At 68.8% G+C, this 15,323-nt stretch carries 14 protein-coding genes; 4 read left to right on the forward strand and 10 right to left on the reverse strand.

The genetic code is table 11. The annotated features are described in order from the left end of the window. Window positions 1-26 precede the first annotated feature (26 nt). The 7 genes from KF796_03105 to KF796_03135 form a co-directional block, all read right to left on the reverse strand. Entirely contained in the window at window positions 27-560 is a 534-nt protein-coding gene (locus KF796_03105) for a DUF3833 domain-containing protein (GenBank protein ID MBX3585608.1), read from the reverse strand. Beyond that, on the reverse strand, window positions 557-1,816 hold the full coding sequence (locus KF796_03110) for an MFS transporter (protein ID MBX3585609.1): 1,260 nt from the start codon (window positions 1,814-1,816) through the stop codon (window positions 557-559). Before KF796_03110 ends, KF796_03105 begins: the two co-directional genes overlap by 4 nt. Next, entirely contained in the window at window positions 1,813-2,409 is a 597-nt protein-coding gene (locus KF796_03115) for a chalcone isomerase family protein (protein ID MBX3585610.1), read from the reverse strand. The genes KF796_03110 and KF796_03115 overlap by 4 nt, the downstream gene beginning before the upstream one ends. Beyond that, a complete protein-coding gene (locus KF796_03120) occupies window positions 2,325-3,542 on the reverse strand; it encodes a class I SAM-dependent methyltransferase (GenBank protein ID MBX3585611.1) in 1,218 nt (405 codons plus the stop codon). The genes KF796_03115 and KF796_03120 overlap by 85 nt, the downstream gene beginning before the upstream one ends. Window positions 3,543-3,557: 15 nt before the next feature. Beyond that, entirely contained in the window at window positions 3,558-4,331 is a 774-nt protein-coding gene (locus KF796_03125) for a DUF1365 domain-containing protein (protein ID MBX3585612.1), read from the reverse strand. Next, window positions 4,328-5,650, reverse strand: coding sequence for an FAD-dependent oxidoreductase (locus KF796_03130; GenBank protein ID MBX3585613.1), 1,323 nt, complete (start codon window positions 5,648-5,650; stop codon window positions 4,328-4,330). Before KF796_03130 ends, KF796_03125 begins: the two co-directional genes overlap by 4 nt. A gap of 298 nt (window positions 5,651-5,948) precedes the next feature. Beyond that, complete coding sequence (locus KF796_03135) at window positions 5,949-6,506, reverse strand: glutathione peroxidase (GenBank protein ID MBX3585614.1); 558 nt, start codon at window positions 6,504-6,506, stop codon at window positions 5,949-5,951. Between the two features lie 194 nt (window positions 6,507-6,700). Between KF796_03135 and KF796_03140 the strand changes: the two genes are divergently transcribed. The 4 genes from KF796_03140 to KF796_03155 are packed head-to-tail and all read left to right on the forward strand — an operon-like array spanning window position 6,701 to window position 9,553. Further along, window positions 6,701-7,567, forward strand: coding sequence for a ferritin-like domain-containing protein (locus KF796_03140; GenBank protein MBX3585615.1), 867 nt, complete (start codon window positions 6,701-6,703; stop codon window positions 7,565-7,567). A gap of 58 nt (window positions 7,568-7,625) precedes the next feature. Then, on the forward strand, window positions 7,626-8,096 hold the full coding sequence (gene rfaE2 / locus KF796_03145; protein ID MBX3585616.1) for a D-glycero-beta-D-manno-heptose 1-phosphate adenylyltransferase: 471 nt from the start codon (window positions 7,626-7,628) through the stop codon (window positions 8,094-8,096). A gap of 42 nt (window positions 8,097-8,138) precedes the next feature. Beyond that, on the forward strand, window positions 8,139-9,035 hold the full coding sequence (locus KF796_03150; protein MBX3585617.1) for an RNA polymerase sigma-70 factor: 897 nt from the start codon (window positions 8,139-8,141) through the stop codon (window positions 9,033-9,035). A gap of 56 nt (window positions 9,036-9,091) precedes the next feature. Further along, window positions 9,092-9,553 carry a carboxymuconolactone decarboxylase family protein gene (locus tag KF796_03155; protein MBX3585618.1) on the forward strand — a complete coding sequence of 154 codons (462 nt, stop codon included), beginning with the start codon at window positions 9,092-9,094 and terminating at the stop codon, window positions 9,551-9,553. Between the two features lie 24 nt (window positions 9,554-9,577). On the opposite strand, the gene KF796_03160 is transcribed toward KF796_03155, so the two are convergent. Genes KF796_03160 through KF796_03170 form a run of 3 tightly spaced genes read right to left on the reverse strand, consistent with a single transcriptional unit; the run spans window position 9,578 to window position 15,318 of the window. Beyond that, window positions 9,578-12,700, reverse strand: a complete 3,123-nt coding sequence (locus tag KF796_03160) for an efflux RND transporter permease subunit (GenBank protein ID MBX3585619.1) — start codon at window positions 12,698-12,700, stop codon at window positions 9,578-9,580. A 12-nt stretch (window positions 12,701-12,712) separates the two neighbouring features. Then, window positions 12,713-13,882 carry an efflux RND transporter periplasmic adaptor subunit gene (locus KF796_03165; GenBank protein ID MBX3585620.1) on the reverse strand — a complete coding sequence of 390 codons (1,170 nt, stop codon included), beginning with the start codon at window positions 13,880-13,882 and terminating at the stop codon, window positions 12,713-12,715. 17 nt (window positions 13,883-13,899) lie between these two features. Then, a complete protein-coding gene (locus KF796_03170; GenBank protein ID MBX3585621.1) occupies window positions 13,900-15,318 on the reverse strand; it encodes an efflux transporter outer membrane subunit in 1,419 nt (472 codons plus the stop codon). Window positions 15,319-15,323 lie beyond the last annotated feature (5 nt).

Consider the following 15,323-nt stretch of genomic DNA (forward strand, 5'->3'; position numbering starts at 1 on the left):
CTGGTGTGGACTAAAGGCGGTTTTGATCATCTTTTGTTGAAGGACAGCGTCACTTCCCCGAGCTGGACCCCGAACTTGCTCATCACAGCCTTGTTGAGCAGGACGCGGTCGGTCATGAGGTACATCCAGTCGTCAAACTGCACCTCGTAGGTGGTGCCGTTGACCGGCAGCGCGAGCGTGTACTGCCAGCGGAAGGCGTTGCCGGCGGACTCACCCCGGGCCTCGCCCACCACGTCGTCGGCGCGGCCGGTATAGCGGCCGTTGGCCAGCCGGGTCAGCCGCCAGACGCGGCGCTGCCGGCTGCCGTCGGAATAGCTGAAGTCCTCGTCCAGCACCCCCTGGTCGCCCTGCCAGCTGCAGGCCATGACCACGGTGAAGCGCTTGACGACCTTGCCCGAGCGGTCGGTGAACACGCCCCACGCATCGATCGTGCCGTTGAAGTACTGGCGAAGGTCCAGCACCGGCTTTTCAGCGGCGTAGTCGTTGACCTGGGGCCCGGCGCAGCCGGTGGCGGCCAGCGCGGCGGCACCGGCCGCGGCGATCAGCAGACGTCGTTTCATGAGGGGATGGCTCCAGGGCGAATCAGGGTGAGGTACAGCGTGCCGGCGGCCAGCAGTTTCAGCGCGCAGGGCAGCAGGCAATAGGCCAGCACCAGCACCTGCAGCGCGCCCTCGCTGCGGCTGCCGGGCGTGTAGCCAAACAGGCCCAGCAGCGGCAGCGCCAGCCCGGCGGCCAGTGCCAGGTTGAGCTTGGTGGCAAAGTTCCACCAGCCAAAGTAGGCGCCTTCGGCCTGGCCGCGGTCGCCCGCGTCGGCAATCACGCCGGCCAGCAGGGCGCCGGGCAGCGCCAGGTCGGTGCCCAGCGCCACGCCCGACAGCGCGCACACCACCAGGAAGGGCATGGTGTCGCCGGCGCCCAGTTGCGTGGCCCAGATGAACACCGCCATGGCCAGGGCCATGCCCGCCAGCCAGCAGCGCGCCAGGCCCAAGCGGCGCACGGCGCGCAGCCACAGCGGCATGGACAGCGCCGCGCAGAGAAAGTAGCTGCCCAAAAAGGCCGGCTCCACCTCGCGCGGCGCCTGCAAGCGGTCCTGCACAAAGAACAGCACGAGCGTGGCCGGCACGGCGCTGGCGATGCCGTTGAGCACAAACACCGCGAGCAGGCGGCGGAACGCGGGCCTGGAAAACGGCAGCCACAGGCTGGCGGAAGACGCGTCGGGCCGGGGCACGGGCGGGCGGGCCCGGGTCCAGGCCAGCCAGCCCAGCAGCAGCAGCACGGCGAATGCGACGGCGGTGGTGGCCAGCCCCAGCAGCGCGGGCAGCACCGAGGCCAGCAGCACGCCCACCAGCCCCAGCCCCTCGCGCCACGAGACGATGCGGCTGCGCTGCAGCTCGTCGCCGCCCAGCATCGCGCCCCAGGACTGGTGCGCCACGCTCAGCACGCTGTAGGCCGCATAGGTCAGGACCAGGATCAGGCTGGCCCACAGCAGCAGGGCCTGCGGTTCGCGCGCGGGCGGGAAGAACAGCAGCGCAAATCCGGCGGCCAGCGCCACCGCGGCCATGGCGCCCAGCGCCAGCACGGCCCGGGTGGAATGGGAGAACAGCCGGTCGGTGACGCGGCCGATCAGCGGGTCGATCAGGGCGTCCAGCAGGCGCGCGCCCAGCAGCACCGCGCCCAGCGTGGCCAGGGGCACGCCAAACTCGCGCGCATAGTGGTTGGGCAGGATCACATACAGCGGCAACGCCACAAACGCCAGCGGCAGACCGAGCAGGCCATAGGCCAGGCCGTCGCGCGCGGAGAAGGCGCGTGCTGTCACGGGCTGGCTCCGGCCAGCAACTGGCTGCGCATGGCGGGCTCCGAGGTCTGCGGCGACAGCCAGATGCCCATGAAGGTGCTGGCAAAAGCCGGGTCGCGCACCTCGCCCAGCGGCTGGCCGTTGAAGAGAAAGCGCACGCCGGCGCCGGGCTGGTAGATGCCGGTCAGGCGGTCGCCTTCCCTGACGTTGGGAAACAGCCGTGTCATCTCGGCCAGCCAGGCCTTGCCCTGCTCGGGGGTGAACCCGGCCACGCGCTGCATTTCCTTGAGCGAACGCTGCGCAATGGCGGCGCCGTCAAAGCTGCGCAGGTAGGCCAGCTCCAGGCTGAACGCATGGTCCGCGTAGTGGGCCGCACTGAACCCGGGCGCCACCCAGAGGCGGGCGTTGTAGATGCCAAAGCCGAACACCGTGAGCCGGGCGCTGCCCGCCAGCTGGGCTGACGGCAGGGCCGCGGGCTGGGCTTTGGCCTCAAAAGTGCCTGTAGTCCAGACCAGCAGGCCACAGAGCGCTACTGTTTTTGTAGCGTGTACTGCACCACGTCGATGTTCGACTTGGCGAAGGCCGCCTCGCAGTAGGCGAGATAGAACTCCCATATGCGGATGAACCTTTCATCAAAACCCAGTTGGAGGACGCGGCTGCGCGCCGCCAGGAAGCTGTCGCGCCAGCGCCGCAGCGTTTCGGCATAGTCGGCGCCAAACGCAAACTCGTCGATCACGGTCAGACCCGCTGCGCGGGCCTGGGCCTTGAACTCTCGCGGGCAGGGCAGGCAGCCCCCCGGAAAGATGTACTGCTGGATGAAGTCGGTCGAGGCGATGTAGCGGTCGAACAGCGCGTCGTCGATCACGATGCTTTGCACGCAGGCCCGGCCCCCGGGCTTGAGCAGACGGCTCACGCTCTGGAAATAGGTGGGCCAGTACTCGCGGCCCACGGCCTCCACCATTTCGATCGAGCAGATCGCGTCAAACGGCGCATCGGCAATGTCGCGGTAGTCCTGCAGCCGCAGTTCAGCGGCGGGGGCCGGCCCGGCGCGAGCCATGCGTTGCCGCGCAAAGGCCAGCTGCTCGGTGGACAGCGTCACGCCGGTGACCGAGGCCTGGAAATCCACGGCCGCCATTTCGGCCAGCGCGCCCCAGCCGCAGCCGATCTCCAGCACCCGGTCGCCGGCCTGCACGTTGGCCATGCGCAGCGCGCGGCGCACCTTGGCGTGCTGGGCCTCGCGCATGGGGCGCGAGGGGTCGCCCTCGAACCAGGCCGACGAGTAATTCATGGTGTCGTCCAGCCACAGCTCGTAGAACGCGTTGCCCAGGTCGTAGTGGGCGTGGATGTTCTTCTGGCTGTTGGCCTTGGTGTTGCGGTTCAGCAGGTGCTTGGCACGGTACAGCAGCCGCCCCGCCCAGCTGCCGTAGATCACGTCTTCCACGTTCTTGCGGTTGCTGATGAAAACCTTGAGCAGTTCGGTGAGGCTGGGGGTGGTCCAGTCGCCAGCGATGTAGCTCTCGGCAAAGCCGATGTCGCCGGACTTGAGCGAGGCGCTGCAGGCGTTCCAGTTCTTCAGCGTGATGGCGGCGTGCGGCAGTTCGCCATTGCCAAAGCACTGGGTCGAACCGTCGGGCAGCTTCACGGTGAGCGTGCCCTGCGACAGCCGCTGCATGAGCCGCAGCGCAGTGCGGGCGGCGGCTGGCGCATCTTGCGGGATCGACAGGGAGGTGGCGGTGGTGGTGTTCATGGCGGAAGGCTCGGTTCAGCGGGACACAAAAACATCAGGCGCGGCCGGCTTGCGGATGAAGCGCACACGCTTGAACCACAGCCGGGCGGCCTGCCAGTGGATGCGGGCGATCACGCCCAGGGTCATGGCGGGGTAGTTCCACAGCGCGTGCCGGACGCTGTGCGCCGTCAGGGGGCGCAGCTCGCCGCTCACGCTGGTTTGCAGCAGCGGGCCGGTGGCATCGTCATAGTCGATGCGCACCACGGTGCGCGGCGTGCCGCTGTCCGTGCGCATGAAGCGGAAGCGGTAACCTCCCTCGACCTGGCAGAACGGCGAGACATGAAACACCTTGCTGGCCGTGAGTTCGGCGCCGTAGTGCGGCGCGTCCAGCAGGTAGCAGTGACGTTCGCCAAAGGTGTTGTTGACCTCCACCACGATGGCGCGCAGCGAGCCCCCATCGTCGTCGGGGTGGCGGTGGCAGTACCAGAAGCTCACGGGCTTGAAGGTGTAGCCCAGCACGCGCGGGTAGCAGTGCAGCCAGACCTCGCCCGTGGCGTCGGTGATGCCCTGGGCAGCCAGCAGTTCGTCGAGCCACTGCACGGCGTTGTCGCGCCCGTCGCCGTGGTCACGGTCATGGAAGCTCAGGGCGCCGCGCCGGTTGTGGGCCAGCGCGCCCGCTCCGTCGCGGTGCAGGCTGCGCAGCGGCAGCATCAGGAAAAAGGTCGGGTAGGCGAAGGCATGGCGGGCTGGCCGCAGCCGCGCGTGGCGCACCTCGCCAAAGCCGATCAGGGCGGTCGCGGCCGGCGTCATGCGGGCAACCCCGCTTCGGCCGCCAGTGCCGCCACGCGCTCGGTCTCCACCAGCAGCTGGCGGGCCACGCCCAGCCCGGCCTTGAGCCCGTCTTCGTGGAAACCGTAGCCCATCCAGGCGCCGCAGAACCAGGTGTTGTGCTGGCCCTGCAGTTCATGCATCGCTTCTTGGGCCTTGAGCGCGGCCAGGTCGAACACCGGGTGGGCGTACTCGAACTCGCCCAGCACCCTGGCCGGGTCCAGTTCGCGCACCGGATTGAGCGACACCACCACCGGCTGGTCCCAGGGCAGCGGCTGCAGCCGGTTGATCAGGTAATGCAGGCAGACCTGGGCCGATTCGCGGTCGTGGCCGGCGGCGCGTTCATAGTTCCAGGCGGCCCAGGCCGCGCGGTTTTGCGGCAGCACCGAGGCGTCGGTGTGCAGCACCGCGCGGTTGGGGTGGTAGCGGATGGCGCCCAGCAGCTCGCGCTCGCGCTCGCTCGGGTGGCGCAGCAGCGCCAGCGCCTGGTCGGAATGGGTGGCCAGCACCACCCGGTCAAAGTGCTCGGCCCGGCCGTCAGTGATGACGCGCACGCCGTCGGCGCCCCGCTCGATCATCTGCACCGGGGTGTTCAGCCGCCGGTCGGCCACATGGGCCACGATCTGGTCCACATAGTGGCGCGCCCCGCCCTGCACCGTCCACCACTGGGGCCGGTCGGTCACCTGGATCAGGCCGTGGTTGTGGCAGAACCGGATCATGGTGCTGACCGGGAACTGCAGCATCTGGTCGGTCGGGCAGCTCCAGATGCAGCCAATCATCGGCAGGAAATACCAGTCGCGGAACTCGTTGCTGAAGCGGTGGGCGCGCAGGAACTCGCCCAGCGGCTGGCGCAGCTCGGCCTCCTTGCCGGCTTCGGCCAGCCGGGTGGCCAGCGCATTGAAGCGCAGCAGGTCGCGCAGCATTTTCAGGAAGCGCCAGTTCAGCAGGTTGCCCCGCTGGGCAAAGACGGTGCTCAGGCTGGCGCCGCTCCACTCCAGCGCCCCCTGGGCCGTGGCGCCCGGCACCTGCACTGAAAACGACATGTCAGACGGGGCCGTGGCCACGCCCAGTTCGCCCAGCAGGTTGATCAGGTTGGGGTAGGTGCGCTCGTTGAAGACCAGGAAACCCGTGTCCACCCCGTGGGTGACCGGCCCCTGCGGCGTGGGCAGGGTGATGTCGACCGTGTGCGTGTGGCCGCCGAAGTAGGCGCCCGCCTCGAACAGGGTGATGTCGGCGCGGCCTCGCAGCGTGTGCGCGACCGCGAGCCCCGAGATGCCCGAACCGACGATGGCGACCTTCACGCGAGGTCCCATCGGCCGGTGGCCCGTAATAAAAATGCCGCGAAGCGCCCTGAAACGAAGGAGGGAGGGAGGGAGGAGGAGAAGAAGCGTTCCAGGATTTCAACCGGGCCAACTGCACCCGGGAGGCTTCGCAGCAATAACTGAATAGAGGAAAGTCCCTGCCTTTCCCGCTGATGGAGTCGCATGCCCGCGCCACAGTTCCCAAAACAGGGGGCTTGGCGAAGGTAAATTTTTGTGAACATGGCGGGCTGGGGACTGAAAATAAAAACTTGTTAGTCGTATTGTGACTGGTCGGTATTTATTTGGCAAGCAATTGTTTTTCGATCTCCCGCAGCAGTGCAGGGCTGTCGGGGGTCACCGCGCTCGGGTAGCTGGCCACGACCTTGCCGTCCCGGCCCACCAGGTATTTGTGGAAATTCCATTGCGGCGCCTGGCCCGCCTGCGTCGCCAGGGCCCGGTAAAAGGGATGGGCCGCCACGCCGGTCACCGGGGTTTTGGTGAACATCGGAAACTTCACGCCGAAAGTGCTTTCGCAAAAATCGGCGATCTGGCGGTTGTCGCCGGTTTCCTGCGAAAAGTCGTTCGACGGAAAGCCCAGCACATGGAAGCCGCGGCTGGCGTAGCGCGCATCGAGGGCCTCCAGGCCCTGGTACTGCGGCGTGAAGCCGCAAAAGCTCGCGGTGTTCACGACCAGCAGCACCTGCCCGGCGTACTGGCACAGCGGCTGGGGCTTCTCGTCCTGAAGCCGCGCCATCGTGTGCTGCAGCAGGGGCGGGCAGGCGGGGGGCGCCGCGGCGGGGGCCGGCAGCGGCACCAGCGTGGCGAGGCACGCGGCAATGGACAGGGCTTTGATCATGGCTTCTCCTTGGAGGGGGTACGCGGCCCGTGGCCATCAGGATTCAAGGGCCGCGGGCCGAGCGGTGGCCGAGTGGTGGCCGGGCGCGTGAATCCGGGCCGCCGCATCGCGCGTATTTCTGGGGCTATCTCGATGATTTGTAAGGGCTTTTTCATATACCCCGCTTAAAATACGGGCAGTAACGAAAGAACGCCATGCTCTACCCCGAACTGTTCAAGCAACTGGAGTCCGTCCGCTGGGACATGGACAAGGACATTCCCTGGCAGTCGTTTGACGCTGCCAAGCTCACCGACGAGCAGGCCCAGACCATCAAGATGAACGCCATCACCGAGTGGTCGGCCCTGCCCGCCACCGAGATGTTCCTGCGCGACAACAAGGACGACAGCGACTTCTCGGCCTTCATGTCGATCTGGTTCTTCGAGGAGCAGAAGCACTCTCTGGTGCTCATGGAATACCTCAAGCGCTTCCGTCCGGATCTCGCGCCCACCGAGAAGGAACTGCACGAAGTGCGCTTCGAGTTCGAGCCGGCCCCCGCGCTGGAGACGCTGATGCTGCACTTTTGCGGCGAAATCCGCCTGAACCACTGGTACCGCCGCGCCGCCGAGTGGCACAGCGAGCCGGTGATCAAGCACATCTACACCACGCTGAGCCAGGACGAGGCCCGCCACGGCGGGGCCTACCTGCGCTACATGAAGCGCGCCATCAACAACTTTGGCAACGAGGCCAAGGCCGCCTTCAGCAAGGTCGGCGTGCTCATGGCCAGCGCCCGGCGCACCGCGCAGGCCCTGCACCCGACCAACCTGCACGTCAACAAGGCGCTGTTCCCGCGCGACACCATCCAGAGCCGCCTGCCCAACCCCGAATGGCTGGAGCAGTGGCTGGACAAGCAGATCAACTTTGACGCCGTCTGGGAAACCAAGGTGGTGGAGCGCATCCTGCACAACATGAGCCTGCTCATGGACCGCAGCTTCAAGAGCGTGCAGGAACTCAACCGCTACCGCAAGGAAGTGACCGCCCTGCTGGCCAGCAGCGGCGCCGGCCCGGCGCCGGCCGCGGCCTGAGCGCCTTCCCCGTTTCAGCTTGACAGTGTTCTCCGCCCGGCCTGAGCCCGTCGAAGGCCTGCAGTTCCTCAACAAGATCACCCGGCGTGAAGACGCCGTCGCCCGCGTGCAGGCCCTGCCCCAACCCGTGGTGTTCACCAACGGCGTGTTTGATGTGCTGCACCGCGGACATGCCACGTACCTCGCGCAGGCGCGGGCCCTGGGCGGCAGCCTGGTGGTGGCCCTGAACACCGATGCCTCGGCGCGCCGGCTGGGCAAGGGCCCCGAGCGGCCCCTCAACAACGAGCTGGACCGGGCAACCATGCTCGCCGCGCTCGAATCCGTGAGCCTGGTCACCTGGTTTGACGAGGACACACCGCTGGAACTGATCACCGAACTCCGGCCCCAGGTGCTGGTCAAGGGCGGTGACTACGACATGGCCACGCTGCCCGAAACCCGGGTGGTTCAGGCCTATGGCGGCCGGGCGCAGGCCATCCCGTTCGTGGCCGGCTACTCGACCACGGCGCTGGTGCAGCGCATCCGGTCCTAGGGCGGTCTGTCACAGACCGGCGGGCTGGCACGTCTAGTCGTCATGGACCAGCGTACCGCCCTTTTCCAGTCCCACCGCAAGCGCCTGATGGGCATCGCCTGGCGCATGCTGGGCTCGGCCACCGACGCCGAGGACGTGCTGCAGGACGCCTGGCTGCGCTGGAATGAATCCGACACCGAAAGCCTGCGCAGTGCCGAGGCCTGGCTGGTCACCGTGGTGACCCGGCTGTCGATCGACCGCCTGCGCGCCGCGCGCACCGAGCGCGAGCATTACCAGGGCTTCTGGCTGCCCGAGCCGCTGGTGGAGGTGTCACCCGACTCGCCCCAGCAGATGCTCGAGCAGGCCGACGACGTGTCGGTGGCGTTCCTCATGGTGCTGGAGCGGCTGGCGCCCGAAGAGCGCGCCGCCTTCCTGCTGCGCCAGGTGTTCGACGCCGACTACGCCGAGCTCGCGCAGGCCCTGGGCAAGAGCGAGACCGCCTGCCGGCAACTGGTGCACCGCGCCGGTGAGCGCCTGAAGGAGCAGCGCCCGCGTTTCTCGGTGAGCCGCGAAACCCATCTGAGGCTGCTGCGGGCCTTTGCAGACGCGGCCGGCCGGGGGGATCTGGCCAGCATGCGTGACCTGCTGGCGGAAGACGCCGAACTGGTCAGCGATGGCGGCGGCAAGGTCAAGGCCTTTACCCAGGTGTTGCGCGGCGCCCAGCGGCTGGCCCAGCTGTACTTTGCGGTGGCGCGGCGCCACGCGCCCGTGATGCGCATGGAGGTGGTGGACGTCAACGGCGTGCCCGGCCTGATGCGGTTCATCGACGGCGAGCTGGAATCGATCCAGTCGTTCGAGACCAACGGAGAGCGCATCGTGTCCATCCATGCCCAGCGCAACCCCGACAAGCTCGCGCGCGCGATGGCGCATTTTCAGCAAGCGCCGTCACAAAACCGCTGAGCGGCACGTCTTGTGGATGAAGCCCGACTTCATCAACCATTTCACAAGGAAACACCATGGAACAGCCCCGCCTCCCCCACACCACCCTCGCGCCCGATGCCTTCAAGGCCATGCTCGGCGTCAGCGGCGTGTTGCACAAATCCAGCCTGGGCACGGCCCTGCAGGCCCTGCTGCATGTGCGCGTCTCGCAGCTCAACCACTGTGCCTACTGCCTGGACATGCATGCGCGCGAGCTGCTGGCCAGCGGCGAGGACCTGCAGCGCCTGAACAGTCTGCCGGCCTGGCGCGAAGTGGGCTTCTACACCGAGCGCGAGCGTGCCGCGCTGCAGTGGGCCGAGAGCGTGACCCTGCTGCACGAAGGCCATGCCCCGCAGGAGCACTTCGACGCGTTGCGCCCGCACTTCAGCGACAAGGAGATTGCCGAGCTCACCTTCAGCATCGCGCAGATCAACGCCTGGAACCGCCTGGGCGTGGCCATGCGGCTGCCGGTGGCGAAGAAGGCACTGGCGCCCGCCTGAGCGGGGCTGCCCGGCCTGCCGCGCTCAATGCGGCGAGCCACCCTCCGGCGACGCCACGGGCGTTGCCGGTGGCGTGCCTGGCCGGGGCTTGCGCCGCAGCTTGCCGGCCATGCGCTTGATCCAGTGTTCCAGGTCGTCGAGCCAGGTGAACACCACGGGCACCACCAGCAGGCTCAGCACCGTGGAGGTGATCAGGCCACCGATCACCGCCACCGACATGGGTGAGCGGAAGCTCGGATCGGCCTGGCCGAAGCCAATGGCAATGGGCAGCATGCCCGCGCCCATGGCAATGGTGGTCATGATGATGGGCCGGGCCCGCTTGTGGCAGGCGTCCAGCAGCGCGGCCCAGCGGCTCATGTTGTGGTCGCGCCGCGCCACGATGGCGTACTCCACCAGCAGGATGGAGTTCTTGGTCGCGATGCCCATGAGCATGATCAGCCCGATCAGCGAGGGCATGGAAAAGCTCTTCTGCGCAATCAGCAAACCCACAAAGGCACCGCCCAGCGCCAGTGGCAGCGCGCACAGGATGGTGACCGGGTGCAGGAAGTCCTTGAACAGCAGCACCAGCACGATGTAGATGCACAGCACCCCGGTCAGCATGGCCAGCCCGAAGCTGGCAAACAATTCGCCCATGACCTCGGCGTCGCCAATCTCGACCACACGCACGCCGGCCGGCAGGTTGACCACCGAGGGCAGTTTCTGCACCGTGGCCGCCACGTCGCCCAGCGGCAGGCCCGACAGCTCGATTTCAAAATTGATGTTGCGCGAGCGGTCGTAGCGGTCGATCACGGCCGGGCCGCCGGTCAGCTCCAGCGTGGCGACCTGGCCCAGCATCACCGGGCCGCGCGTGCCGGGCACGGCCAGCCGTTCCAGCACGCCCAGGTCCTGGCGCGCGTCCTCGGCCAGCTTGACCACGATGGGCACCTGGCGTTGCGAGAGGTTGAGCTTGGCCAGCGACACGTCGTAGTCGCCTTGGGTGGCAATGCGCAATGTCTCGCCCATGGCGGCACTCGTCACGCCCTGGTCGGCGGCGCGGGCAAAGTCGGGGCGCACGGCAATCTCGGGCCGGATCAGGCTGGCGGTGGAGGCCACCTGGCCCAGGCCGGGAATGGTGCGCAGGTCTTTCTCCACCGCGATGGCCGCGGCCTGCAGGGCCTGCGGGTCTTCGCCGGTGAGCACCAGGATGTACTTTTCACCCGACCCGCCCAGGCCCACTTTGCTGCGCACGCCGGGCAGGGGCTCCAGCGCCGCGCGGATCTGGTTCTCGATGCCCTGCTTGCGCGGCCTTGCGGTGCGCTCGGCCAGCAGGATGGTCAGCGTGGCCTTGCGGACTTCGGCCGCGCCCGTCATGGCGAACGGGTCGCCGCCCGCGCTGCCGGCGCCGATGGTGGTGTAGACGCTTTTCACATGGTCCACCCGGGCGATCATCTGGCGCGCCTGCTCGGCGCTGGCCAGGGTCTGCGCCAGCGTGGAGCCAGGCGGCAGCTCCAGGTACACCTGCGTCTGGGAGTTGTCATCGGGTGGGATGAAGCCCGTGGGCAGCAGCGGGATCAGCGCAATCGAACCGAAGAAGAACAGGGTGGACATCACCATGGTGGCCACGCGGTGCTTCATGCACCAGGTCACGGCGCGCAGGTAGACGCGCATCCAGCCCGGGTCCTGGTGCGCGGTGACGATGGGTTTGAGGAGATACGCCGCCATCATGGGCGTGAGCACGCGCGCCACCACCAGCGAGGCAAACACCGCGAGCGAGGCGGTCCAGCCAAACTGCTTGAAGAACTTGCCGGCCACGCCGCTCATGAACGCCGTGGGCAGAAACACCGCGATCAGCGTGAAGGTGGTGGCGATCACCGCCAGCCCGATCTCGTCGGCCGCTTCCATGGCCGCCTGGTAGGGCGTCTTGCCCATGCGCAGGTGGCGCACGATGTTTTCCACTTCCACGATCGCGTCGTCCACCAGGATGCCGATCACCAGCGACAGCGCCAGCAGCGTCACCACGTTGACCGAGAAGCCCAGCAGGTGCATGCCGATGAAGGCCGGGATCACCGACATCGGCAGCGCCACGGCCGACACAAAGGTCGCGCGCCAGTCGCGCAGGAACAGCCAGACCACCAGCACCGCGAGAATGGCGCCCTCGTACAGCAGGTGCAGCGAGCCGTCGTATTCCTCCTGCACCGGGGTCACGAAGTCGAAGGCCTGGGTCAGCTCCACATCGGGGTGCTGCAGCTTGAGTTCTTCCAGCGCTTTCTGCACGGCGGCGCCCACGGTCACCTCGCTCTCGCCGCGGCTGCGCGCCACCTCGAAGCCGACCACGGGCTTGCCGTTGAGCAGGGCCGCGGCGCGCGGCTCGGCCACGGTGTCGCTCACGGTGGCCACGTCGTCCAGCTTGATCGAGCGGCCGTTGGACAGCGCGATGTCGAGCGCGCCGATCTCCTGCGCGGTCTTCACGGTGGCCAGCGTGCGCACCGGCTGCTCGCTGCCGCCCAGGTCGGTGCGGCCGCCGGCGCTTTCGGTCTGCACCTGGCGCAGCTGGCGCGAGATGTCAGCCGCCGTGGCGCCCAGCGCCTGCAGCTTCTGGGCGTCCAGCGCCACGCGGATCTCGCGCGTCACGCCGCCCACGCGGTTGACGGCGCCCACGCCGCGCACCGCCAGCAGCTTGCGCGACACGTCGTTGTCCACAAACCAGCTCAGCGCCTCGTCGTCCATCTGGGACGAGCGGATGGTGAAGGCCAGCACTGGCTGGCCCGCCAGGTCCATTTTCTGCACGATGGGGTCGCGCAGGTCGGCCGGCAGGTCGGCGCGCACGCGCTGCACCGCCGAGCGCACATCGTCCACGGCCTCCTGCACCGGCTTCTCGAGGCGGAACTCCACGGTCAGCGTGACCACGCCGTCCTGAACCTTGGTGTAGATGTGCTTGAGGCCCTGCAGCGTGGCCACGGCGTTCTCGAGCTTGCGGGCCACGTCGTTTTCAAGCTGGCCGGGCGCGGCGCCCGGCAGCGAGGCCGTGACCGTGATCGTGGGCAGGTCGATGTCGGGGAAGTTCTGGACCTTCATGGCATTGAAGGACAGCAGGCCGCCAAAGCTCAGCAGCACGAACAGCATGACCGCGGGGATCGGGTTCTTGATCGACCAGGAGGAGACGTTGATCATGGCTGCTCTTTATTTGGTAGCAGAAGGTGCTGGCCGGGCTTGCGCTGGCGCCTGTTTTGCCGCGGAATCCACAACGCGGACCAGATCCCCGTCGTTGAGGAAGCCCGCGCCGCTGGCGACCAGGCGCGTGCCCGGGGCCAGGCCTTCGGTGACCTCCACGCGCTCGCCGGCCAGCCGGCCGGTCTGCACCTTGAGCCGGGCCACGCGCTGGTCGTCGCCCACGCGGTAGACATAGCTGAAGCCGTCGCGCACCACCAGTGCCGACTGCGGCACGGTGAGGGTCGGGGTGGAGCCGAGGTCAAATTCGCCACGCGCGAACATGCCGGCCCTGGCCGCGCCCGCGTTGCCGGGCAGGGGCTTGAGGTCCACGTAGACCAGCGCCGCGCGGGTTTGCGGGTCCACGGTGGGCGCGATCATGCGCACCCGGCCTTCCAGCCGCGCGCCGCTGGCCGCCGTGACCAGCGCCTGCGTGCCGGTGGTGATGCGGCCCAGCTCCAGTGAGGTGACCTCGGCACGCCACTCCAGGCGGCCCTGGCGGATCATGCGGAACAGCTCCGTGCCGGCGCCCACCACCGCACCCACGGTGGCGGTGCGCACCGAGATCACGCCGTCGTCGGGCGCCAGCACCTGGGTCTGGCTCAGCCGGACCTGCTGCGCCTGGTACAGCGCCCGCGCCGCCTCGGCCCGGGCCCTGGCGGTCTGCTCGGCGGTCAGGTACTGGTTGATCTGCGAGGCGCTGAGCGCGCCCGTGGCCTCCAGGCTGCGCGCGCGCTGGGCGTTGCCGGCCGCCTCGGCCGCATTGGCCTCGGCTTCGAGCACGCTGGCTTTGGCCTGTGCCGCTTCGGCGTTCACCGTGCTGGCTGAAAACACCGCCAGCACCTGGCCGCGCTTGACCCGGTCACCCACGTTGACGCGCACTTCAGTCAGGCGCAGGCCATTGGCCTCGGCGCCCACGCTGGCTTCCTGCCAGGCCGTGATGTTGCCGTTGGCGGCCAGCTTGACGGGCAGGCGGGCCTGCAGCGGCTGCACCGTGGTCACGGTGAGCGCGGGCTTGGCCGTGGCGGCGGGTTTGTCTTCGGCGGCCTGGCTGCGCGAGGTCAGCAGCGCCACGCCACCGGCGCCGGCGAGCACCAGGGCCATCGCGGCTGCGGCGGCCGGGTTGATCTGGAATTTTTTCATGATGTCAGGTCCGTGATTCAGGGGCGGGCAGAGGCAACGGGGGTGGGCGCTGGCGCGTCGGGCGTCCAGCCGCCGCCGGCGGCGCGGTACAGCGCGGTCCAGGCCATGGCGCGCTCGCGCTGCAGGGTCACCAGGGCGGTTTCGGCGGCCAGCGCGGTGCGGCGCGCATCCTCGAGTTCAACCAGGCTGGCCAGGCCGGCCTGGTAGCGCGATTCGGTGGCGTTGAACGAGGCCCGGTAGCCTTCGGTGGCCACGGCCGCGTCGCTGCTGCGGTCGGCCGTGCTTTGCAGGGTGACCAGGGCCTCCTCGACCTCGCGCACGGCCTGGCGCACCCGGGCGGTGTACAGCGCCACCGCCTCCTCGTAGCGGGCCTGGGCCGCGTCCACATTGGCGCGCCGGCGCCCGCCGTCAAACAGCGGCAGGTTCAGGCTCAGCGGCCCGAGCGACCAGGTCTGGAAGTCGGTGCTGTTGCCGCCCACGCGCACCGCGCCAGCCGAGATCGAACCGTTCAGGCTCAGCCGGGGCAGGCGCAGCGCCCGGGCCTGGCCCAGCTCGGCGGCCGCGGCCATGACCTCGCGCTCGGCGTTGAACACGTCGGGCCGCTGGGCCACCACCTGCGCCGGCAGGCTTGCTATGGAAAAGAGAGCGTCCTGTGGCCGGCTGGCCTGGACTCCAGCCAGTTTTTGCCTCAAATCGGGCTCGGCCATGGCGGTCAGGGCGACCAGGGCCTTGAGGTCAAGGTCGCAGGCGGCCTGCTGCTGCGTCAGGCGGGCCCGGGCCTCGGCGGCGCTGGCGCGGGCCAGCGCCGCCGTGCCCGGGGCCGTGAAGCCGGCGTTGGCCGAGAGCTCGGACAACCGCGCGGTCTGCTGGCGCGAGCCGCTGTCAGATTGCGACACGGCCAGCAGCCTTTCGCAGGCGCGCCGGCTGAAATACTGGTTGGCCACTTCGGCGGCCACCGACACGCGCGCGTCATGCCACAGTGCGCTGGCGCCTTCCAGCCGCGCGTCCGCCGCCTGGGCGGCCTGCCGGTTGGCGCCAAACAGGTCGATCTCCCAGCCCGCCTGCGCGCCCACCTGGGTCAAGGTCACGGGCGAGCGGCCGGGGTCGTCGGCATTGCCCCGGCTGGCGCTGGCCGAGGCGTCCAGCGTCGGCCCCAGCGCCGCGCGGGCGGTGGCGCGGGCCGCGCGGGCCTGCTCCACGCGGGAACGTGCCGAGGCCAGGCTCGGGCTGGCCTGTTGCGCGGCCTCGACCAGTTCCACCAGCACCGGGTCACCCAGCTTCTGCCACCAGTGGCCCAGGTCGGCCAGGTCGCCATGGTGCGGCAGCGGGGCCTGCCACTGCGCGGGCACGGCGGCCGCGCCGGGCGGTGGCGGCGCGGTGGGGCTGGCGCAGGCCGCCAGCAGCAGGGGCGCCAGCCAGGCGCAGGTTTTTCGCATGGGGG

Source organism: Ramlibacter sp. (assembly GCA_019635435.1).
Lineage (GTDB): Bacteria > Pseudomonadota > Gammaproteobacteria > Burkholderiales > Burkholderiaceae_C > JAHBZM01.